Annotated in this window: 19 protein-coding genes and 2 tRNA genes; 13 read left to right on the plus strand and 8 right to left on the minus strand. The window is 70.1% G+C overall.

All coding sequences use genetic code 11. The features are described 5' to 3' along the window. Nucleotides 1-30 precede the first annotated feature (30 nt). The 7 genes from dusB to K1X13_RS18495 all read left to right on the plus strand — a co-directional run bounded on the left by dusB (nucleotide 31) and on the right by K1X13_RS18495 (nucleotide 7,016). Nucleotides 31-1,179, plus strand: a complete 1,149-nt coding sequence (gene dusB / locus K1X13_RS18465; protein WP_221026603.1) for a tRNA dihydrouridine synthase DusB — start codon at nucleotides 31-33, stop codon at nucleotides 1,177-1,179. A 135-nt stretch (nucleotides 1,180-1,314) separates the two neighbouring features. Next, nucleotides 1,315-2,241 carry an SH3 domain-containing protein gene (locus K1X13_RS18470; protein WP_308249632.1) on the plus strand — a complete coding sequence of 309 codons (927 nt, stop codon included), beginning with the start codon at nucleotides 1,315-1,317 and terminating at the stop codon, nucleotides 2,239-2,241. Between the two features lie 23 nt (nucleotides 2,242-2,264). Further along, complete coding sequence (locus tag K1X13_RS18475) at nucleotides 2,265-2,951, plus strand: haloacid dehalogenase type II (RefSeq protein ID WP_221026604.1); 687 nt, start codon at nucleotides 2,265-2,267, stop codon at nucleotides 2,949-2,951. Between the two features lie 52 nt (nucleotides 2,952-3,003). Then, nucleotides 3,004-4,278 carry a deoxyguanosinetriphosphate triphosphohydrolase gene (locus tag K1X13_RS18480; protein ID WP_225915347.1) on the plus strand — a complete coding sequence of 425 codons (1,275 nt, stop codon included), beginning with the start codon at nucleotides 3,004-3,006 and terminating at the stop codon, nucleotides 4,276-4,278. A gap of 105 nt (nucleotides 4,279-4,383) precedes the next feature. Then, nucleotides 4,384-6,306, plus strand: coding sequence for a DNA primase (dnaG, locus tag K1X13_RS18485; protein ID WP_221026605.1), 1,923 nt, complete (start codon nucleotides 4,384-4,386; stop codon nucleotides 6,304-6,306). After that, on the plus strand, nucleotides 6,306-6,863 hold the full coding sequence (locus K1X13_RS18490) for a hypothetical protein (RefSeq protein ID WP_221026606.1): 558 nt from the start codon (nucleotides 6,306-6,308) through the stop codon (nucleotides 6,861-6,863). Before dnaG ends, K1X13_RS18490 begins: the two co-directional genes overlap by 1 nt. Nucleotides 6,864-6,943: 80 nt before the next feature. Next, nucleotides 6,944-7,016, plus strand: a tRNA-Asn gene (locus tag K1X13_RS18495). A gap of 62 nt (nucleotides 7,017-7,078) precedes the next feature. On the opposite strand, the gene K1X13_RS18500 is transcribed toward K1X13_RS18495, so the two are convergent. Then, nucleotides 7,079-7,840, minus strand: a complete 762-nt coding sequence (locus K1X13_RS18500; protein WP_221026607.1) for a PIG-L deacetylase family protein — start codon at nucleotides 7,838-7,840, stop codon at nucleotides 7,079-7,081. Nucleotides 7,841-7,934: 94 nt separating this feature from the next. On the opposite strand from K1X13_RS18500, the gene K1X13_RS18505 reads away from it, so the two are divergent. After that, a tRNA-Ile gene (locus K1X13_RS18505) sits at nucleotides 7,935-8,008 on the plus strand. Here K1X13_RS18505 and K1X13_RS19870 read toward each other — a convergent pair. Continuing rightward, nucleotides 8,006-8,308, minus strand: coding sequence for a DUF202 domain-containing protein (locus tag K1X13_RS19870; RefSeq protein WP_372450713.1), 303 nt, complete (start codon nucleotides 8,306-8,308; stop codon nucleotides 8,006-8,008). The two genes, K1X13_RS18505 and K1X13_RS19870, sit on opposite strands and share 3 nt — an antisense overlap. Beyond that, complete coding sequence (locus K1X13_RS18515) at nucleotides 8,205-8,495, minus strand: three-helix bundle dimerization domain-containing protein (RefSeq protein ID WP_221026724.1); 291 nt, start codon at nucleotides 8,493-8,495, stop codon at nucleotides 8,205-8,207. The genes K1X13_RS19870 and K1X13_RS18515 overlap by 104 nt, the downstream gene beginning before the upstream one ends. Before the next feature lie 1,156 nt (nucleotides 8,496-9,651). On the opposite strand from K1X13_RS18515, the gene K1X13_RS18520 reads away from it, so the two are divergent. Continuing rightward, nucleotides 9,652-10,218: a hypothetical protein gene (locus K1X13_RS18520; RefSeq protein ID WP_221026609.1), complete on the plus strand. Its 567-nt coding sequence runs from the start codon at nucleotides 9,652-9,654 to the stop codon at nucleotides 10,216-10,218. Nucleotides 10,219-10,251: 33 nt separating this feature from the next. Here K1X13_RS18520 and K1X13_RS18525 read toward each other — a convergent pair whose 3' ends face one another. The 4 genes from K1X13_RS18525 to K1X13_RS18540 all read right to left on the minus strand — a co-directional run bounded on the left by K1X13_RS18525 (nucleotide 10,252) and on the right by K1X13_RS18540 (nucleotide 15,282). Then, nucleotides 10,252-11,217, minus strand: coding sequence for a formylglycine-generating enzyme family protein (locus K1X13_RS18525; protein WP_221026610.1), 966 nt, complete (start codon nucleotides 11,215-11,217; stop codon nucleotides 10,252-10,254). An 8-nt stretch (nucleotides 11,218-11,225) separates the two neighbouring features. Beyond that, entirely contained in the window at nucleotides 11,226-11,780 is a 555-nt protein-coding gene (locus K1X13_RS18530; protein ID WP_221026611.1) for a hypothetical protein, read from the minus strand. Continuing rightward, nucleotides 11,777-14,185: an arylsulfatase gene (locus tag K1X13_RS18535; protein WP_221026612.1), complete on the minus strand. Its 2,409-nt coding sequence runs from the start codon at nucleotides 14,183-14,185 to the stop codon at nucleotides 11,777-11,779. The genes K1X13_RS18530 and K1X13_RS18535 overlap by 4 nt, the downstream gene beginning before the upstream one ends. Nucleotides 14,186-14,469: 284 nt before the next feature. Next, the gene (locus K1X13_RS18540) at nucleotides 14,470-15,282 is read right to left on the minus strand and encodes a YwaF family protein (protein ID WP_221026613.1); all 813 of its coding nucleotides are present in this window, start codon (nucleotides 15,280-15,282) and stop codon (nucleotides 14,470-14,472) included. A gap of 368 nt (nucleotides 15,283-15,650) precedes the next feature. Here K1X13_RS18540 and K1X13_RS18545 point away from each other — a divergent pair, with 368 nt between their 5' ends. Together K1X13_RS18545 and K1X13_RS18550 are read left to right on the plus strand one after the other, a co-directional pair. Next, nucleotides 15,651-15,962: a hypothetical protein gene (locus tag K1X13_RS18545; RefSeq protein WP_221026614.1), complete on the plus strand. Its 312-nt coding sequence runs from the start codon at nucleotides 15,651-15,653 to the stop codon at nucleotides 15,960-15,962. A gap of 78 nt (nucleotides 15,963-16,040) precedes the next feature. Continuing rightward, a complete protein-coding gene (locus K1X13_RS18550; protein ID WP_221026615.1) occupies nucleotides 16,041-17,534 on the plus strand; it encodes a carboxylesterase/lipase family protein in 1,494 nt (497 codons plus the stop codon). 47 nt (nucleotides 17,535-17,581) lie between these two features. Here the strand turns inward: K1X13_RS18550 and K1X13_RS18555 are convergent, their stop codons facing one another. Then, on the minus strand, nucleotides 17,582-18,148 hold the full coding sequence (locus tag K1X13_RS18555; RefSeq protein WP_221026616.1) for a dienelactone hydrolase family protein: 567 nt from the start codon (nucleotides 18,146-18,148) through the stop codon (nucleotides 17,582-17,584). Nucleotides 18,149-18,242: 94 nt separating this feature from the next. Between K1X13_RS18555 and K1X13_RS18560 the strand changes: the two genes are divergently transcribed. Both K1X13_RS18560 and K1X13_RS18565 read left to right on the plus strand, forming a co-directional pair. Next, nucleotides 18,243-18,662 (plus strand): SRPBCC family protein, encoded by a 420-nt coding sequence (locus K1X13_RS18560; protein WP_308249633.1) that lies wholly within the window; start codon nucleotides 18,243-18,245, stop codon nucleotides 18,660-18,662. Between the two features lie 198 nt (nucleotides 18,663-18,860). Further along, the gene (locus tag K1X13_RS18565; RefSeq protein WP_221026617.1) at nucleotides 18,861-19,490 is read left to right on the plus strand and encodes a hypothetical protein; all 630 of its coding nucleotides are present in this window, start codon (nucleotides 18,861-18,863) and stop codon (nucleotides 19,488-19,490) included. Nucleotides 19,491-19,551: the final 61 nt, after the last annotated feature.

Raw genomic sequence — 19,551 nt, forward strand, 5'->3', positions numbered from 1 at the left:
GGTCGGGCGGCCCCCGGGGACAATGGTCCGGTGACCACTACCGCCGCCGCCGTACCCCGGGAGCTCGTCCTGGGGCCGTTGCGCGTGGGCCCGCCCGTGGTGCTCGCGCCGATGGCCGGGATCACCAACGCGGCGTACCGGCGGCTGTGCCGCGAGCAGGGCGCCGGGCTCTACGTCTGCGAGATGATCACCTCCCGCGGGATCGTGGAGCGCGACGAGGTCACCTTGTCGATGCTCGTCTTCGACGAGCTCGAGGACGTCCGGTCGGTGCAGCTCTACGGCACCGACCCGGTCTACGTCGGCAAGGCCGCGGAGATCCTCTGCGCGGAGTACGGCGTCGCCCACATCGACCTGAACTTCGGCTGCCCGGTGCCCAAGGTCACCCGCAAGGGCGGGGGAGGGGCGCTGCCGTGGAAGCGGCGGCTGCTCGGCGACATCCTCACCGCCGCGGTGAAGGCCGCCGAGCCGTACGGCGTCCCGGTGACGATGAAGACCCGCAAGGGCATCGACGACGACCACCTGACCTACCTCGACGCGGGCCGTGTCGCGCAGGAATCCGGCGCCGCCGCGATCGCGCTGCACGGGCGCACCGTGAGCCAGGCCTACTCCGGCACCGCGGACTGGGAGGCGATCGGCAACCTCGTGTCCCACGTCGACATCCCGGTGCTCGGCAACGGTGACATCTGGGAGGCGGCCGACGCGATCCGGATGGTCACCGAGACCGGGGCCGCCGGCGTCGTGGTGGGTCGCGGCTGCCTCGGCCGGCCCTGGCTGTTCCGCGACCTCGCGGCCGCGTTCGCCGGCCAGCAGGTCGCCACCCTGCCCACGCTCGGCGAGGTCGCGGCGATGATGCGCCGCCACGCCGAGCTGCTGTGCCAGCACATGGGCGAGGAGCGCGGCTGCAAGGAGTTCCGCAAGCACGTCTCGTGGTACCTCAAGGGGTTCGCGGCCGGGGGCGAGCTGCGTCGCTCGCTCGCGCTGGTCACCTCGCTGCGTGCCCTCGACGAGCTGCTGGCCCGGCTCGACCCCGACGAGGCGTTCCCGGTGGCCGAGCTCGGCACCCCGCGCGGGCGCCAGGGCAGCCCGCGCCGCGTCGTACTCCCCGAGGGTTGGCTCGACGACACCGACGGCACCGGTACGGCGCTGCGCGAGGACGCTGCGGAGATGTCGGGCGGCTGACCCGGTTCGGACAAAACGGGCGGTGTGTGTTTCACCACCACGACAGGGTCGAATTTGGAGACGGCGGGGGGCGTCATGTTTCACTCGACGTTCTGTTCCGGTTTCCCCTGTCGATCCCCTGGTTGGTGATTTGCCGTGGCGTTCTTCCGCCACAAGTCCGCGTCCTCCTCGTCCATGCCGCTGCCGGCGCGCCTCGTCCGGGTCGGGGTCCCGGTCGCCGCGGCAGCGGTCCTGGGCACCTCGGCCGCCGCGGTCGCCTGGCCCGAGACGAAGGCGCAGTCCACGTCCGCGATCTCGATGCCCGCGCCGGAGGTGCGGGTGAAGCCCGAGGCGGTGCCCGTCCGCGTGGCGCCGATCTCGCGCTCCGCGGACCGGGTCGAGCTGAAGGAGAAGCCCCCGAAGGTCGAGGACCAGGAGTACGCCAGCACGCTGCTCAACGTCTGGTCCGAGCCGACCGAGAAGAGCAAGCTGGTCGACGTGCTCGACGAGCGGGAGAAGATCGCCGTCTCCGAGGACGTCCAGGGCGCCTGGGCCGAGGTCGTCGTGGACAAGAAGTCGCTGTGGGTGCACCGCGCCTACCTCGTCGAGAACAAGCCGGAGCCGCCCGAGCCCGAGCCCGTGCCGGAGCCCGCTCCCGCTGAGGAGTCGGCCCCCGCGGCCGCGCCCGAGGAGGAGGAGGTCGCCTCCTCCGGCGGCCTGTCGACGGCCGAGTGCGCGTCCGGCTCCGACGTCGAGAGCGGTCTGGTGCCCAACGCCGTGGCCGTGCACCGCGCGGTCTGCGCCGCGTTCCCCGAGGTGACCACGTACGGCGGCGTCCGCCCCGGTGACGACGACGAGCACGGCACCGGCCAGGCGCTGGACATCATGATCAGCGACTCGGGCACCGGTGACGCGATCGCCGACTTCGCGCGGGACAACGCGGACGCCCTCGGCGTCAGCGAGGTCATCTGGGCCCAGCAGATCTGGACCGTGGAACGCAGCAGCGAGGGCTGGCGTTACATGGAGGACCGTGGTTCCGACACGGCCAACCACTACGACCACGTCCACGTCACCGTCTACTGACCCAGCCTCAGGGGGAAACTGCCGTGAGACCGCCGTCCGTCGTCGTCCTCGACGTCAACGAGACCCTGTCGGACCTGCGTCCGATGGGGCAGCGGTTCGCGGAGGTCGGCGCGGACCCGTCCCTGGCACGGCTGTGGTTCGCCTCGGTCCTGCGGGACGGGTTCGCGCTGACCGCTGCCCGGAGCACCGCCACCTTCCGGGACCTCGGCGCCGACCTGCTGCGTGAGCTGCTGCCCCGGGAGGTGTCCGCGGTGCCCGGCGAGGGGCCGGAGCTCGAGCGGGCCGTGGAGCACGTGCTGTCCGGGTTCATGGAGCTGCCGCTCTACCCCGACGTGGCCCCGGGCGTGCGTGCCCTCGCCGAGCAGGGGCTGCGCGTCGTGACGCTGAGCAACGGGTCGGCCGAGGTCGCGGAGCGCCTGCTCGGCGACGCGGGCCTGCGCGACCTGTTCTCCGACGTCCTCTCCGTCGAGGACGCCGGGGTGTGGAAGCCGGGGCCCGGCGCCTACGAGCACGCCGCCGACGTCTGCGGCACCCCGCTCCCGGACATGCTGATGGTCGCGGTGCACCCCTGGGACGTCGACGGCGCTGCCCGCGCCGGCATGCAGACCGCGTGGGTCGACCGCGACCGCCGGCCCTACCCGTCGTACGCCACGCCGCCGGTGCTCACCGTCGCCTCGCTCGTCGAGCTGGCCGGGACGCTCGGCGCCTGAGGGGTTCGCCACCGGCCCGGGGTGTCGGTGCCGCGCAGTACGCTCGCCTGCGATGGGGTCGATGACGAGCAGGTACGACGAGGCCGCGTGCGCCCGCTGGGTGGACGAGCCTCCGAAGCGCGCCGAGCGGACGCCGTTCGAGCGCGACCGGGCCCGCCTGGTGCACTCGGCCGCGCTGCGCCGTCTCGCCGCGAAGACCCAGGTCGTGGGGCCGCAGTCCGACGACTTCGTCCGCAACCGGCTGACCCACACGCTCGAGGTGGCCCAGGTCGCCCGTGACCTCGCCAAGACCCTGGGGTGTGACCCCGACGTGGTCGAGACCGCCGCGCTCGCGCACGACATCGGCCACCCGCCGTTCGGGCACAACGGCGAGCGGGTCCTCGCCGAGCTGAGCGCCGCGTGCGGGGGCTTCGAGGGCAACGCGCAGACGCTGCGGATCCTCACCCGGCTGGAGGCCAAGTCGGTCGACGCCGCGGGGCGCTCGGTCGGACTGAACCTCACCCGGGCCACCCTCGACGCGAGCACGAAGTACCCCTGGCCGCGCACCGGGGCGACCGACCCGCGCGGCGTCCACGCCGACGGCACGGCCAGCGCGGTGCGCAAGTTCGGGGTGTACGACGACGACCTGCCGGTGTTCAGCTGGATGCGTGCCGGCGCCGAGCCGGGCCGGCGCTGCCTGGAGGCGCAGGTCATGGATCTCTCCGACGACGTGGCCTACTCCGTGCACGACCTGGAGGACGCGGTCGTGGCCGGGCGGATCGACCTGTCCTGGCTGCGGGACACCGGCCGCCGCCGCGAGGTGTGGGGCACGGTGCGCGACTGGTACCTGCCCGACGCCTCCGACGCCGAGCTCGACGAGGCCCTCGACGCCCTGTCCGCGACGGGCGCGTGGCCCACGGCGCCGTACGACGGGAGCCGCTCCGCGCAGGCCGCGCTGAAGAACCTGACCAGCGACCTGATCGGCCGGTTCTGCACGAGCGTCCAGCACGCCACGCACGAGAAGTACGGCACCGGTCCGCTGGTGCGCTACGACGCAGACCTGGTCGTGCCGCGCGCGACCGGGCTGGAGATCGGCTGCCTCAAGGGGATCGCCGCGCACTACGTGATGCGCGCCGACGACCGGGTCTCGGTGATGGTCACCCAGCGAGAGGTGGTCGCCGACCTGGTCACCGCGCTGCGGGACGGGCCGCCCGACCTGTTCGAGCCGGCCTTCCGCGCCGACCTCGCGGAGGCCGGCTCCGACGCGGCCCGGCTGCGGGTGGTGGTGGACCAGGTAGCCTCGCTGACCGACGCCTCCGCCCTCGCCTGGCACGCCCGGCTGCGCTGACGGCGGCGTGCTCGCGGGCGTCGTGAAACGGCCCGACGAGACCGGTTCCACAGTGTCCGGGAACCGGGTCAACGGCCGCTCGGGCACGACGTAGACTCGCACCTCGTGGCAGGCCTGATCCGAGAGGAAGACATCGCGCAGGTGCGCGAGCGCGCCCGGATCGAGGAGGTCGTCGCCTCCTACGTCACGCTGCGCAACGCCGGCGGCGGCTCGGAGAAGGGCCTGTGCCCCTTCCACGACGAGAAGTCCCCGTCGTTCCACGTCACCCCGTCCCGCAACGTCTTCTACTGCTTCGGGTGCGGTGAGGGCGGCGACGTCATCGGATTCCTGCAGAAGATCGAGGGCCTCGGGTTCACCGGCGCCGTCGAGCGGCTCGCGGAGAAGTACGGCGTCCAGCTGCGCTACACCGAGGGCGACGGCCCAGCGAAGCCGCGCCGCGACACCAACCTGAGGCCCCGGCTGATCGAGGCGCACAAGGTAGCGGGGGAGTACTACGTCGACCGGCTCGGTTCCGCGGAGGGGGTCGCGGGTCGGCAGTTCCTCTCCGAGCGCGGCTTCGACAAGGCCGCTGCCGAGCGCTTCGGCGTCGGGTTCGCACCGCGCGACGGCGACGCGCTCTACAAGCACCTGCGCCAGAAGGGCTTCAAGGACGAGGAGCTCGTCACCGGCGGTCTGGTCGCGCAGGGCCAGCGAGGTCACTACGACCGGTTCCGCGGCCGACTGCTCTGGCCGATCCGCGACACCTCCGGCGACACCATCGGCTTCGGCGCGCGGCGGCTGTTCGACGACGACCGGATCGACGCGAAGTACCTGAACACCCCCGAGAGCCCGATCTACAAGAAGAGCCACGTGCTCTACGGGATCGACCTCGCCCGCCGCGACATCGCCCGCTCGTCCCAGGCGGTGGTCGTCGAGGGGTACACCGACGTGATGGCCGCGCACCTGGCCGGAGTCCCGACCGCGGTCGCGACCTGCGGCACCGCGTTCGGTGAGGACCACGCCCGGGTGCTGCGCCGGCTGCTGCACGACCACGAGGAGTTCCGCGGTGAGGTGATCTTCACCTTCGACGGGGACGAGGCCGGCCAGCGGGCGGCGCTGCGTGCCTTCGGCGGCGACCAGCAGTTCGTCGGGCAGACCTATGTCGCGGTGGAGCCCGACGGGCTCGACCCCTGCGACCTGCGGCTGCAGAAGGGCGACGCCGCGGTCCGGGAGCTCGTCGCGCGACGGATCCCGCTGTACCGGTTCGTGTTGAGCAACGTGGTCTCCCGCTACGACCTCGACCGCGCCGACGGCCGGGTCGACGCGCTGCGCGAGGCCGCGAAGCTCGTGTCGAGCATCCGCGACAAGTCCAAGGTGGACGCGTTCGCCCGCGAGCTGGCCGGCATGGTCGGCATCGACGTCGACGAGGCCCGGGCCGAGGTACGCCGCGCCGCCTTCCGTCCCGCGAAGAGCGGCGACGACCGCCGTCGACCGGGCACGGACCGCGGGGCGCCGTACGCCCAGGCCCCCGAGCAGCCGGAGCGGCCCGCCGCCCCGCCGCTGCCCGACCTGCGCGACCCGCGGTTCTCCCTCGAACGGGAGACCCTGAAGCTCGTCGTGCAGCACCCGCTCGTCGTGGGCCGCGCCGCGAAGGACGTCGACGCCGACGACTTCACCCACCCGACGTACCGCGGGGTGTGGGAGGCGGTCAGCGCCTGTGGAGGTCCGTCCGCCGCGCCCGGGAACGACGTCTGGGTGGCGAAGCTGCAGGAGAACGTCGCCGAGCCCGCGGTCGCGCAGGCGCTGAACGCGCTCGCGGTCGAGCCGCTGCTGTCGATGAAGGAGCCGAACGACGCCTACGTCGCCGCGCATGTCTACCGGCTCCAGGAGGTGACGGTGATGCGGCGGATCGCGGACGTGAAGTCGAAGCTGCAACGCACCAACCCGGTCGAGCACGCCACCGAGTACAACCGGATGTTCGGCGAGCTGGTCGCCCTCGAGCAGCACCGCCGCAACCTGCGCGAGCGGGCGATCGGCGGGGAGGCGTAGTGCGCAAGCCGTTCCGGCGCGGTGTCGAGGTGCCCGCCGAGGTGGTCGAGCGGGCCGAGCTCGGCCGCGGCGAGAAGGTGCTCGCCGGCGCCAGGACCGGGGACGGAGGCTGGCTGCTGGGCACGCGTGACGTGCTGCTGGTGGTGCCCGCGTCCGGTGCGCAGACCGTCTCGGAGACCGGGGGCGCGGCCGCCGTGACCCGGATCCCGTGGCAGCGGGTCGAGACCGCGGACTGGAAGCGTGACGACGAGCAGCTGCGGGTCGTCGAGGTCGGCGACTTCGGTCGTGAGCGGCCGGTGCACACGTTCTCCATCGGCGACCCCGGCTTGCTGGTCGAGCTGGTGCGGGAGCGGGTCACCGCCTCCGTGGTGCTCCAGCGGCGGGTCGTGGTCGAGGGCAAGCGCGGGCTCTACGTGATCGCGCGGCGGCCGCCCCGCGGTGACGGCGAGGTGACCTGGGTCTACGAGTTCGACCCCGGGATCGACCCGGAGGACCCGGCCGTGATGGCGGCCGCGGAGGCCGGTCTGGTGGCCGCCCAGGAGGAGCTCGGGCTCTGACGCCGCCGCTCCGCCCTCGATTTAGCGGAGCAGCAGTTGACTTGCTAACCTATGCGGGCCGCGGCGTTCGCGCCGCTTGATCCCCTGTAGCTCAATTGGCAGAGCATTCGGCTGTTAACCGGAGGGTTGTTGGTTCGAGTCCAACCGGGGGAGCTTCACGCGATAGGGCCCTGAGGGGCCCTTCGTCGTTTCCGGAGTCGTCTCGTGCGCCCGGCTCAGTCGCCCCAGCCCATCGAGAACACCTCGAACGGCGCCGCGTGGGCAACCCCGAGCCGGCTGCCGGACGCGCGGGACATCCCCTCCAGGAACTCGGCCGGGTCGAAGTCCTCCCAGCCCAGTCCGTCGATGTAGGCCCGGTGCGCGCGCAACGACGCCACGCCCTTGTCGAAGGTGGCGGTGATGTCGGCCGCGTGGCGGGCGTCGGGGGAGGCCGCCGCCCACACCTGGGACACCCCGCCCCACGGCTCGAGGCCGTCCTCGACCTGCTCGTGGAAGACCCACCGGTTCCCCGCGTCACGGACCGCGTCCAGCGTGGCCTTGCCGGTGGCGATGTGGTCGGCCTGGTTGAGGTTCCGGCCGCCCCAGCTGTCGCGGAAGTTGTTGGTGATCACTACGTCGGGCCGGTGCCGGCGTACGGCGGCGGTAATGGCACGCCGCAGCGGGACGCCGTACTCGAGGATCCCGTCGGGCAGCCCGAGGAAGTCCACCCCGTCGACCCCCACGATCCGCGCGGACTCGATCTGCTCGGCCTCGCGGACCGCCTTCGCCTCGGACGGGTGCATGCCGTCGATGCCCGCCTCGCCGCTGGTGACCATGCAGTAGACGACGTCCTTGCCCTGGCCGGTCCAGCGGGCGACGGCCGCGGCCGCGCCGAACTCCATGTCGTCGGGGTGCGCGACGACGCACAGGGCGCGCTGCCAGTCCTCCGTGACGTGCTCGAACGGGGGAGGGGCCTGGTCCGGGACGCTGTCGCTCATGCGTCGAGCATGGCACGTGGGTCTGCCCGAGGACATGGTCTTGCTGGCGGTAGGCTTCCGGGTCGGAGCGGCTGCGGTCTGGCGGCGCTCGAGCGGGGCGGTAGCTCAGTCGGTTAGAGCAGAGGACTCATAATCCTTGGGTCGTGGGTTCGAGTCCCACCCGCCCTACCCTGTGATGTCTCGAGACATCGTGGACGCCCGAACCCTCAGGTCCGGGGCGTTGTTCGTCCTGATGGGGCCTCTGGGTGCTCCGGTGGCACCAAGCTGCACAAGCAACGCGACCTTGGCCACCACGAATCCCAGCCTGAACAGAGCGATCCCCGTACGAAGCCACGTGAGAAGGCTGCGGTCATTGGCGAGCTCGTCACGGGTGAGGGGACGCAGGGGGCAGAACCATCGCTTCTGCCCGAGGACCGAGGTGGTCAAGCAACTCCTCCATCGCCTGCTTCCGGACCAACAACGGCACAAGGTCCCGGACAGGAGCGCCCTCGAAGTGAGACCAGAGGCACTCAACCAGGATTTTCACTTGATCGACCGTCACCGATGGAAACTGGACGTGGAGTTCGCGTTCGACCGATCTCTTGAGGTGAGCTTCGTCCGCCGCAGTGCGCTGCAGCGGGATCCGGGCGCGCGCGTCATCAGCCTCAATCGTCATGGCTCCCGTCCCTCTCCGCGGAGGCGAAATCGCCGAGGACCAGCAGCGCCGCCTCGCCATCGTCAGTTAGCTCACCGAGATCCCTTCAACAATGAGGGCGCCGACCCGGAGCCGCATCATCCGATGTGTAGGAGAGCCACCCCGGCGCTGTACCCGGACAAATTCAGCGGACAGCGCCTGCTGGAGAGTCACGTGCCGAACAGTCTGGCCGGGCCGCAGCCGTAGGAGAAGTCCCGTGCGTTGTTCCGCTGGCACTACTCCCAGTGATCCCAAGCTTGGACCGGCGTTGTCCGCAACTCACCCGAGACTTGGTTGCCCTCCGACGTCCCGAAGTGATCGCAGTCGACGGCGTTGTTGGTTCCGGCAAGATGACCTTTGCGAGCCTACTTGCGTGGGCGATCGATGGCGCCGGACGACCGGCAGTCATCGTGCACGAGGACGACTTCCTGGCTCCGCGGAAGACCCGGTACCGCCTCGGCCAGGAGTCGCCGGAGGGATTCTTCCGCGACTCCTGGTGGACCGGTGGGACTGGTCAGTCTTCCTCGACGTGCCCTTCACCGAGACTGCTCGACGGATGGCACACAGGGACGGCAGCCACCCTGATCCGGAGCATCCGACGATGCGGCGCTGCGTCGAGGGTCAACGGATCTACTTCGCCGTGTGCCGACCCGGGCCACGGTGGTCATGGACAGCACGCACCCGGTTCCGAACTAGGCACTCCATCGGCCGACGACCATCGCCCGGGACTGCCGCGGTGCGTGCGGGGCTGCCCGGGTCTTGCCGCCTCCTTATGCTGGTTAGACGGTCGACCCAGCGCCAGCTACTCGGGGACGACCTCCGGCCCTGGCGATCCGCTCTGCCATCGCGTTGTCACTCGACTCACTCCACTCCTCCGCCACCGTGAACCAAGCAGCTCTACCCGGTAAACCCCAGACTCCCGATAGTGCGGATCAACAGGCTCCTCCAGGGGCACACCAGTCCGGACATAGTGCCACCAACGTCGAGTCGCGAGTCTCGGCAGACTGAAGACGAAGAGCACGGCCGCGACGGCCTGGAGCCACGAAGTTCTGCCACTGACACCGACGAGCAGCAAGAACGTGGTCATCAGCAACCTGGGTGCTGCCCGCTGGCACTCGTGCGCGTCTAGCATCTCCGTGTGCCGTCGCTCTATTTCTATGCTGTCGAGGACGACCATCCCTTGCTCGTCGACTGCCTGTTCGAGCCCGACCTGGATCTCAGAGCGTTTGAGACCCAGTCGCGTCCGAACGAAGGCATACGCGAGTTCCATTCTGCTGACGAGGTGCTGGGTGCTTGGCGGGGTTCGTCGCCCAGCCGCCTCACCCTCGTGCTTCTTGCCCCCGACAGTGGCGTGGCTCCTACGTTCCGGAAGGTCTCGCTGCGAGGTCCGTCCTACCGACGGGGTGACTACGACTTCCGCTGCGAGGGTTGGGGCTTGATTCACCTCCACGTGGGCCAGGTGACGCACGACCAACTGTCCCGCTCAACGCTGGGACACAACAGCGAAAGGCGCGCTGCGGGTCGGGCGCAGACCTACGACTGGCTCGGTGCTCCCGACGCGTGGAACTGGGAAGCGGTGACTGCGACTTCTCGTGCACTGAACCGAGGAATACGAAAGGCTGCCTCCGGCTTCGTCGGCTCTCGTCCAATTCTGCCGGCGGCATATCAGGCGAGCCAGTCAGGGTTGTTGCTCGACCCCGCCTGAGCGCGCGAGCCTGAGGCCGCGGTGGTGGACTGTCTAGGTGGCGGCGCAGCGGAATCCCATGTTCCCGGTGGAGCTGTCCGGTGTGTTGGCTGTTCGGGCCGCGACGCGGTACCGGTTGCAGTAGGAGTGGTGACACAGGTAAGAGCCGCCGCGGATGACCTTGGACTCGCCGCCCCGCGGACCTCTGGGGTCGGCCGTCGCGGTGTTCGGGTGGGTGGCGCTGAACCAGTCGGCGCACCATTCCCAGACGTTGCCCGCGACGTTGTGGAGACCGAAGCCGTTGGGGTCGAAGGCCTCGACCGGTGCGGTGCCGAGATAGCCGTCGGCCATGGTGTTCTCGGTGGGGAAGGTGCCTTGCCAGATGTTGCACATCCACCGGCCGCCGGGTGTCAGCTCGTCGCCCCACGCGTACCTCGCGTTCTCGAGGCCGCCGCGAGCGGCGTACTCCCATTCGGCTTCCGTGGGAAGTCGCCGCCCGGCCCACTGGCAGTACGCGACAGCGTCGTTCCACGAGACATGCACCACCGGATGGTCCATCCGCTCGGTGAGTGACGAGCTTGGGCCCTCGGGGTGTCGCCAGTCGGCGCCATACACCTGCCGCCACCACGGTGCTTGCGTCACCGCGCTGGCGATCGGAAAGCCGGCAGGCAGCAGGCCGGCGAAGACGAACGACCAGCCGTACCGCTCGGCGTCGGTTCGGTAGTCGGTGGCGTTCACGAACTCCGCGAACCTCCGGTTGGAGGTGGCGTACCGGTCGATACGGAACGGTGAAAGGGTGACCCGGCGAATCGGGCCTTCGCCGTCGGCAGTGAACCCGTCAGGGTCGTCGCCGCCCATCGTGAACGACCCGCCTGGCAGATGCAGCAGCGAGCTGTCCGCGGCGATGCTTGTGGTGGTGGCCTGCCCTGGGCCGGCACGCGAAGGCGCGGGGTTGTCGCCGCTGTCCCCGCGCGGTGCCGCACAGCAAACGGGTCGCGCGGCTGCTTGTCGCTCATCCATGGGCGTGTCTACGGCCCGGTCGCGGCCATCTGCTGCTGCGCGCCGGCGAGTGCGCCTCTGAGCGCCTGGACGTGGTGGCCGCTCGCTTCGCCATGTGCCTTGATGACCGCCCTGGTCATGACCGGTTCCACTGCGGTGGCTGAGGAACGCGGGTAGGCCAGGATCAGCGCGGCGCAGCCGAGCGGGATCACCGTCGCCGCCTGACCCTTGACCTTTGTCTCGGTGAGCAGGTGCAGCGCCTCGCCGAGGACCCCGCCCATCGCGGCACCGAAGCCGGTGGTGAAGGGGATCAGCGGCCAGGCGACCAGTCCGGTGAGGAATCCGAGGGTGCCGAGCCCTTGCGCGGCCTCGCGGACCATGTGGTCGGACTGTTCCACCGAGACCTTGCCAGTCAGGTCCCTGCCGACCAGGATCGCGCCGTGCAGGTAGGCGCCGCAGGCCAGTGCGGCCTGGTAGTCGTCGTGGGCAGCGGTCTGGGACAGGTAGCTGCCGATCAGCACGTCGGTGGTCTCGTGGTCGAAGGGCAACGAGAGGACCTTGAGTCCGGCGGTGGCGGGGTTCATCCCGAGATCCCGTGTGCGGCGTGGGCGTGGTGGGCGAGCTTGTGGACGGCTTGCTCGTCCTCGACACTGAGATGCGGCTTGACGTCGAAGACGACTTTCTTGACCGTGCCGGTGAACGCGAACGGCCGCCGGTCGGCGTAGCTCAGGTCGACCACGCCGCCGTTGTCCCGGCCGATGTCCATGCCCGAGTAGGCGGAGAAGCGCATCGGGACCGTGTGGTCCATCCGTCCGCCGCCGACCGGGGCGTCGTTCACGAACAGCGTGACCTGCCCACCGGTGGCGGGCTTGGCCGCGTCGGCGGCGAACTCCATCCGCACGTTCACCTCGCCGGTCGGTAGCGAGCTGTCGGCCTGTTGGCGATAGACGAACACGCCCATCATCGAGTAGGTGTGGGTCAGTCGGCCGGCGTCGACGAACAGCGAGAAGCCGCCAAGGTGGTCGGCCTCGGCGACGATCACCCCTTCGACACCATCGTCGGGTACGACGAGGTCTGCGCTGATCGCGTAGGAGCGGTTGTAGATGCGCGGGATCATGCCGGGTGCGACGTTCTGGACATCACCGCGGAACTCCATCGTGTCGGTGTCGTCGAGGGGCGGCGTGATGCCGAAGAAGGACGACAGCGTGGCCAGAAGCGGCAGCACCTTGTACTTCTCTGCCTCCTGCCAGAACAGGTCCTTGAGGTCCTGGACCTTCTCGGGGTGGTCGGCGGCCAGATCGTGGGCCTGGGTGAAGTCGTCGGGCAGGTAGTACAGCTCGGCCGGGTCGGCGTCGGGATCCCATACGTCCGGGGCGTAGGGCCGCAGAGCCTCGGGGGTGACCACCCACGGGATGCGCGGGGTCCTCATCGCCAGCCACCAGCCGTCCTGGTACATGGCGCGGTTGCCGATCGTCTCGAAGTACTGCTGGGTGTGCGTCTCCGGCGCCGCCTCGTCGACCAGCGAGTCGGCGAAGGTGAAGCCGTGCAGCGGTTCCTGGTCGACCCCGTCCACCCGGGTCGGGGCGGGGATGCCGGCGATGTCGAGAATGGTCGCGCCGACATCGGTCACGTGGGTGAACTGGGAACGCAGACCGCCAGGCTCGACGATGCGCTCGGGCCAGTGGATCACCATCGGGTTGCGGGTGCCGCCGAGGTGCGAGCAGACCTGTTTTCCCCACTTGAACGGGGTGTTCCCGGCCCATGCCCAGGCAGCCGAGTAGTGCGGGTCCATGATGGGCCCGCCCCAGGACTCGTTGCCGCCGTACCGCTCGGCGAGCTGGAGCTGCATCTCGTCGGTGAGCGGGATGCCGTTCTGCATCGTCATCTCGTTGAACGATCCGGTGACGGTGCCTTCGAGGCTGGCGCCGTTGTCGCCCCAGATCCAGATGACCACAGTGTTGTCGAGCTCGCCCAGCTCCTCGATCGCGTCGATGACCCGACCGACGTTGTGGTCGGCGTTCTCCGAGTAGCCGGCGTACACCTCCATCTGACGTGCGTAGAGAGCCTGCAGTCGTGGAGGGACGTCGTCCCAGGCCGGGATGGCGTCGTCTCTCGGCGTCAGCTCCGCGTCTTCGGGGACGACCCCGAGCCGCTTCTGCCGCTCGAAGACCTCTTCCCGCAACCGGTCCCAGCCCTGGTCGAACTGGCCCTTGTACTTGTCTGCCCACTCCGAGGCGACGTGATGCGGGGCGTGGCTGCATCCGGTGGAGAAGTAGACGAAGAATGGCTTGTGCGCCTCCTGACCACGCACCCCGTGCAGCCATTCGATGGTCTTGTCGGCCATCGCGTCGGGCAGGTAGTAGGGGTTCTCCTCGTCGTAGTACTCCGCCGGGGTCCCGATGATCTTCTGGTTCTCCGCCAGGCAAGGGTCCCACTGGCCGGAGTCGCCGCCGAGGAAGCCGTAGAAGTAATCGAAACCCCAACCGTTCGGCCAGCGTCCGAGGGGGCCGGCCGGGCCCTGCTGCCCGTCTGGCGTCAGATGCCACTTCCCGAATGCGGCGGTGCTGTAGCCGTTGTCGCGCAGGATCCGCGGCAGCGGAGCACACTCGAGCGGAAGCATCGCGGTGTAGCCGGGGAAGCCGCTGGAGAACTCACCCACCGACCCGAAACCGACCGCGTGGTTGTTCCGGGCCGTCAGCAAGGCCGCGCGCGTCGGGGAGCACAGCGCCGTGACATGGAACCGGTTGTACCGCAACCCCGCCTCGGCCAGCCGTGTGTAGTTCGGGGTCTGAATCGGCCCCCCGAACGTGCTCGGATTCCCGAACCCGGCGTCGTCGATCAGCACCAACAACACGTTCGGCGCGCCCTGAGGAGGTTCGGGATGACGGATCAGGTTCCAGTCCGGTTCGGAGCCTCGAAGGGTATGGTTCGCCGTCCCTGCGAACTCCGGTGCGCTCAGCGGCAGGATCGTGCGGTCGGGCTCGGTCATGAGAGATCTCCACGTCAGTCATCCACGCCTTGACTCGGTCGGCGCGGGCGCCCCACTGGGCCGGTGTGCACGTCGAGCACACTCGTTCCTACGACCATCCGACGACCCGAAGACGATGTAATCATCCGCGACGGATGACCTCGATCAGACCGACCGTAGACCTCGGCGGGCGCTCGCAGAGCCCCTGGTCGCGAGCTCGTAGACCTGCGCCACCCGCTCGTCCGCCACACGATGACCGACGACTCGTTGGCCCCGGAGGGTGTCGGTCGGCTGAGACCTGCGGGTCACTCATCCATTCCTTGAGCTGACTCGGTCACCCGACCGGACTCGCAGGCGCGCGCCGGCGGCGCCTCGCCGTCACAGATTGCGGCGGCTAGCGCTACCGCCTCACTCTCACGCTTCGCGGCCAGGGCGACCCACGGCCAGGTCGCCAGCGCCCACACCGCGGCGATGATCATGATCTCTGCCAGCACGTACCACGGCCATGCACCGAACAGGTCGAGAATCGACGCCGCACCCGGCTTTGCGTTGAGGTAGCCGTAGTTGGTGTCCGCCACGACGTTGAACGCGAAGACGGTCGCCGCCCACACCGTCGTCACCATCATCGACGTCCGGTAGGTGCGCCAGTCCGGGGTCAGGCCCAGGCCCCACGTCAGGTAGATGGCGGCCCACACGACCAGAAGATGCATCGCCCAGAACAGCAGGAAGACGGGGTCGGGGAAGTCGGACACGAGGTCCGGCGTGATGATTGCCTGGGTGGTGAGGGTGAGGCCCCAGAAGTACGTGAGGCCGACCGCCCACCACCGATGGGTCCACAGGGCGTAGGCCGCAACCAGCGAGGCCAGGTCACACAGCTGCAGGGGCAGCGTGCGCTCGAGATCCCAGTAGCCGGGCGTGAAGTAGAGGATCTGCAACGGGAGCGTGGACGCCAGCATCGCCACCGCGAGCGGCCTGCCGAGGCGATCCGCACGATCGCTCGTTCGGTAGGCTCGGCCGACCCAGACGAGGGCGACAGCGACCACGACGAGCAGGATGATCGCGAGCTGATGCGACGTGCCGTAGGGCGAGAACTGCTCTGCGCTGTCCCCAGTGGTCATGATCGATCCCCGCCTTCTCGTTCAGCCGGACCTCGTGCGCCTGGAATGCACGCTCCATGTCTCTCACTGTCGACGGTGGTGACCGCGGGCACATCCGCTCACCTACTCAGATCCCGTGATCCACCCGTCCACCAGCCGCCGGAGCGGTGCATGCGCGTCAGGTAGTGCGAACGAGGCAGAGACAAGGGCTCGCAGGGACGGGATGCTGGTCACGGTCGAGTCGCCGGCCCAGTGGGGGAGAGAGCATGCGTACGTCATCAGTCAGACCACTCGTGGCCGCCGCACTGGTGGCCGTGTCAGTCCTCCTCGGGGCCACGGCGCCGGCGTCCGCCACGAACAGCAGGCGCGTGGACAACACCCTTTGCCAGGTGGAGGACGGAGTCACGATCTGCCAGACCGTGACCGGGACCTACAGCCTGAGCACGACTCCCTCGGGCCGGTGGATCCTGACCGTCCACCTCGTGCAGGAGGAGTACATCTATGCCGAGACGACGTACTACGCGAGCCTCGAGATCGACGAGCAGTACGTCTACCGGAACGGCGAGCCCGTGGTCGTGGTCTCCAGCCGCCTCCAGCAGATCGAGCAGGACGGTGACCTCACGAGCTGCACCGACTTCGGACGGCTGGTCTTCGCGAACGGTCAGGTTCGGTTCGAGTCGACCACGACGGACTGCACCTAGCCAACGCGCAGCAGACGCCGAGAAGCGTGGGACCTTCGCCTCTGCAGCGAGGGGTGCGGGCGTCCCACCGTGGTGGGTATGGGTGACGCCATCGCGACCGCGCACGGCAGGCTGCGCGGCAGCGTCGTCGACGGTGTGCACGCGTTCCTGGGCGTTCCGTACGCAGCGCCGCCGTCGGGTGCGAACCGGCTCCGCCCGCCCCGGCCGGTGGAACCGTGGAGTGGTGAGCGTGACGCCACCAGGTACGGACCGTCGCCGCCTCAGGTGGCGGCTCCGGAGGCGGCCGGGACGGACTGGGACACCGCCCTGACCGGTGAGGACTGCCTGCTCCTCAACGTCTGGACTCCCGACCCCGGCGGCGCCGGGCTGCCGGTGATGGTGTGGATCCAGGGCGGCGCGTTCACGATCTCGTCGACGGCGTCGTACGACGGGAGCCACTTCGCCCGCGACGGCGTGGTCTGCGTGGTCATCAACTGGCGCGTCGGGGCCGACGGGTTCCTGTACCTCGGCGACGATGTCGCGAACGTCGGTCTGCTCGACCAGGTCGCGGCACTGGAGTGGGTGCGGGAGAACATCGCCGCGTTCGGCGGTGACCCCGGCAACGTCACCGTGTTCGGGGAGTCGGCCGGCGCGATGAGCATCGGCACCCTGCTCTCCATGCCCCGCGCCGAGGGGCTGTTCCGCCGCGCGATCCCGCAGAGCGGCGCGGCGCATCAGGTCAGCTCGCCGACGACCGCATCGCGGATCGGCCGGTCATTGGCCGAGAAGCTGGGGGTGCCGCCGACTCGTGAGGAGATCGCCGCCGTGCCGGTGGACCGGCGGCTGGCGGCGCAGACGGAGCTGGAGGCAGAGGTTTTCGCGGACCAGGAGCGCTGGGGTCCGGAGATGGTCGGCAGCTCGATGCCGTGGCAGCCGGTGGTCGACGGCGACGTCGTCCCCGGTCCGCCGCTGGAGCGGATCGCGGCCGGCGCCGGTACTCAGGTGGACCTCCTGGTCGGCACCAACACCGACGACTGGAGGCTGTTCCTGGTCATCACCGGTGCGATCGATCAGGTCACCGAGCAGGACCTGACCGCACCCGTCACCGTCTCCGGGAACCGGTCCCTGGCTGCCTACGGCCTCCCGGTCGAGAGCGCCCTCGCGGCGTACCGGTCCCGGTATCCCGACGCGAGTCCCGGGGAGCTGCTCGCCGCGGTGCAGACCGACTGGTGGGTGCGCATCCCCGCCATCCGCCTGGCCGACGCCCACGTGAACGACACCTCGAACAGCTACATGTACGAGTTCGCCTGGTCCGCCCCGGGCCTCGGCGCTGTCCACGCCGTCGAGATCCCGTTCGTCTTCGACACCGTGAGCAAGGACGCCCGGCTCTTCGGGCCGCTGCTGGGGGAGGACCCGCCGCAGGAGCTCGCCGACACCATGCACGCCGCCTGGGTCTCCTTCGCCACGAGCGGTGACCCGGGCTGGCCGACGTACGACCTGGGCAGCCGCGCCACGATGCGCTTCGACACGACGTCCCAGGTCGTGGAAGATCCCCGGACCTGGGAACGCGCGCTCTGGGAAGGCCTCCGCTAGCGACAGCCAGCGGCGCGTTCGTGGCGGCGTCAGGGCGTCCGGCCGGGTCACGACAGGCGGCTGAGGAACGCGAGGGTGCGGTCGGTCAGCAGGCGGGCGGACTCGGGCTCGTAGTCCACCGAGCCCGAGTCGGCGAACAGATGGCCCGAGCCCGGGTACAGGTACAGCTCCGCGGAGTCGATCTCCTCGGCCAGCGCCTGGCACACGTCGACGTCGCCCAGCTCGTCACCCTCCATGACGTGCATCTGGAGTGGCACCCCCGCGGGCCACGGCCGCTCGAACTCCGACGTGGGAGCCCCCGCGTGGAACAGCAACGCACCCGCGGCCCCCGACCGGGTCTGCGCAAGCTCCTGGGCCGGCATCACCCCGAGGGAGAACCCGGCGTAGACGATCTCGTGCGGCAGGTCGTCGGCGGCGGCGAGGCCCCTGGCGTGGAGCTCGCCGAAACCCGTCTTCCTGGCGAAGGCGAGACCGGCCTCGAGGTCGGAGAAGACGTTCCCGTCGTACACGTCCGGCGTGTGCACCGTGTGGCCGGCGCCGCGAAGCTGCTCGGCGAACTCGAGGACGCCGGGCGTGAGCCCCAGGGCGTGGTGGAAAAGAAGGATCTCTGTCATCCCTCGCACGCTAGAGCACGCCACCCCCACTTTCGCCGAAAGCACGCACCCCGCCGGCCCCGCGCCCTCTCGGGCGACCCGTACCGTGGGCACCGTGCGGAGCCACAGCGAGCGCGTGTACGAGGTCGAGGCCGCCGCCTCGTCGGAGCTGGCCTGGTCCCTGGTCGCGCGGCCGTCCCGGTGGCCCCGGTGGGCGCCGCACCTCCGGGGCGCGTGGGGTCTCGGGAGCCCGGAGGTGCGTGAGGGCGCCCGCGGCGCCGTACGCCTGCTGGGACTGGTGCCGGTGCCGGCGCGGATCGTCTCGGTCGATGCCGGCCGGGCGTGGACGTGGCAGGTGGGGCCGGTGCACCTGGTCCACGCGGTGGAGCCACTGGACGCCGGGTGTCGCCTGGTCTTCCGCCTGAGCGGCCCCGCCGTCGTCGTGCGGCCGTACGGACCCGTGGTCCACCTGCTCCTGCGAAACCTCGGTCGCGTCGCCGAGCAGGAGGCCGCGCACGGGGCCGCGGAGTCCTGAGCCGCGTGGCCTGTGGGGCCGAGACGCGGGCGTCCTTCCCCGCCGTGGGAGCCCTCACCGAGGCCTGTCGAGCACCATCGGCTCGGTAGATCCCGAGGTAGCGCACCAGATCCCCCATTTTGGCCACAACCGGGCGGAGACGGGCTTAATCTTTGCCTCGCCACGGGAGTCGTGGCACATCACAACTCGGGAGACCCCTTGACCCGCTCCGCCCTGCGTCGCGCTGCCCTGGCTGCCGCTGCGGCCGTCGCTCTGTCCACCATCGGCACCGGCGTCGCGCACGCCGAGCGCCTGGCCTTCACCGACCGGCGCGGCGACGTCTGGTCGGTCGACCTCGACGCGCTGGTCGAGGAGGAGATCACGTCTCCCGAGGACATCCCCTTCGAGGCGGAGCCGAAGGTGAAGAACGGCGACATCGAGCGCACCGTCCTCCGCCATGGGCGGCGGACCGTGTCGGTTCACGTCGACTTCGCGGAGCTCCGTCGAGTCGGGGAGTTCCGGGGCGACTTCCTGACCTTCCGCACCGACACCGGCGCCCGACGCATGGTGATGCTCTTCGCCGGGCAGGGCCTGTGGCGGGGCGGGATGGAGGTCATCCGGCCGGGAGCCGGGGAGATTCTCGACTGCGGGGCGACCCACAAGATCGACTACGCCGAGAACACCGTCGACCTCCGCTTCCCGCGTGCCTGCTTCGGTGAGCCGCGCTGGCTGCAGATGCGTGCGGAGAGCGGCTGGGCGCGGCTCGAGGCGGGCCGCGTGTACGGCGACAACGCCCACAACCGTGCGCCCCAGAACTGGCAGTTCACCCAGCGGGTCTTCTCCAACTAGTCCCACCGGCCGGCGCAGGTGGGCCGCCTGCGCCGGCCGTTCAGCCACGAGCGGCTGACAG

The sequence above is a fragment of the Nocardioides jiangsuensis genome, from assembly GCF_019679455.1.
Lineage (GTDB): Bacteria > Actinomycetota > Actinomycetes > Propionibacteriales > Nocardioidaceae > Nocardioides_C > Nocardioides_C jiangsuensis.

Excerpts from the sequence above, each read along its gene's own strand:
- K1X13_RS18480 (WP_225915347.1), top strand. The coding sequence starts at position 3,004 with ATGGGGTCGATGACGAGCAGGTACGACGAGGCCGCGTGCGCCCGCTGG.
- K1X13_RS18500 (WP_221026607.1), bottom strand. The coding sequence starts at position 7,840 with ATGAGCGACAGCGTCCCGGACCAGGCCCCTCCCCCGTTCGAGCACGTC.
- K1X13_RS18515 (WP_221026724.1), bottom strand. The coding sequence starts at position 8,495 with ATGACGATTGAGGCTGATGACGCGCGCGCCCGGATCCCGCTGCAGCGC.
- K1X13_RS18525 (WP_221026610.1), bottom strand. The coding sequence starts at position 11,217 with ATGGATGAGCGACAAGCAGCCGCGCGACCCGTTTGCTGTGCGGCACCG.
- K1X13_RS18530 (WP_221026611.1), bottom strand. The coding sequence starts at position 11,780 with ATGAACCCCGCCACCGCCGGACTCAAGGTCCTCTCGTTGCCCTTCGAC.
- K1X13_RS18535 (WP_221026612.1), bottom strand. The coding sequence starts at position 14,185 with ATGACCGAGCCCGACCGCACGATCCTGCCGCTGAGCGCACCGGAGTTC.
- K1X13_RS18540 (WP_221026613.1), bottom strand. The coding sequence starts at position 15,282 with ATGACCACTGGGGACAGCGCAGAGCAGTTCTCGCCCTACGGCACGTCG.
- K1X13_RS18550 (WP_221026615.1), top strand. The coding sequence starts at position 16,041 with ATGGGTGACGCCATCGCGACCGCGCACGGCAGGCTGCGCGGCAGCGTC.
- K1X13_RS18555 (WP_221026616.1), bottom strand. The coding sequence starts at position 18,148 with ATGACAGAGATCCTTCTTTTCCACCACGCCCTGGGGCTCACGCCCGGC.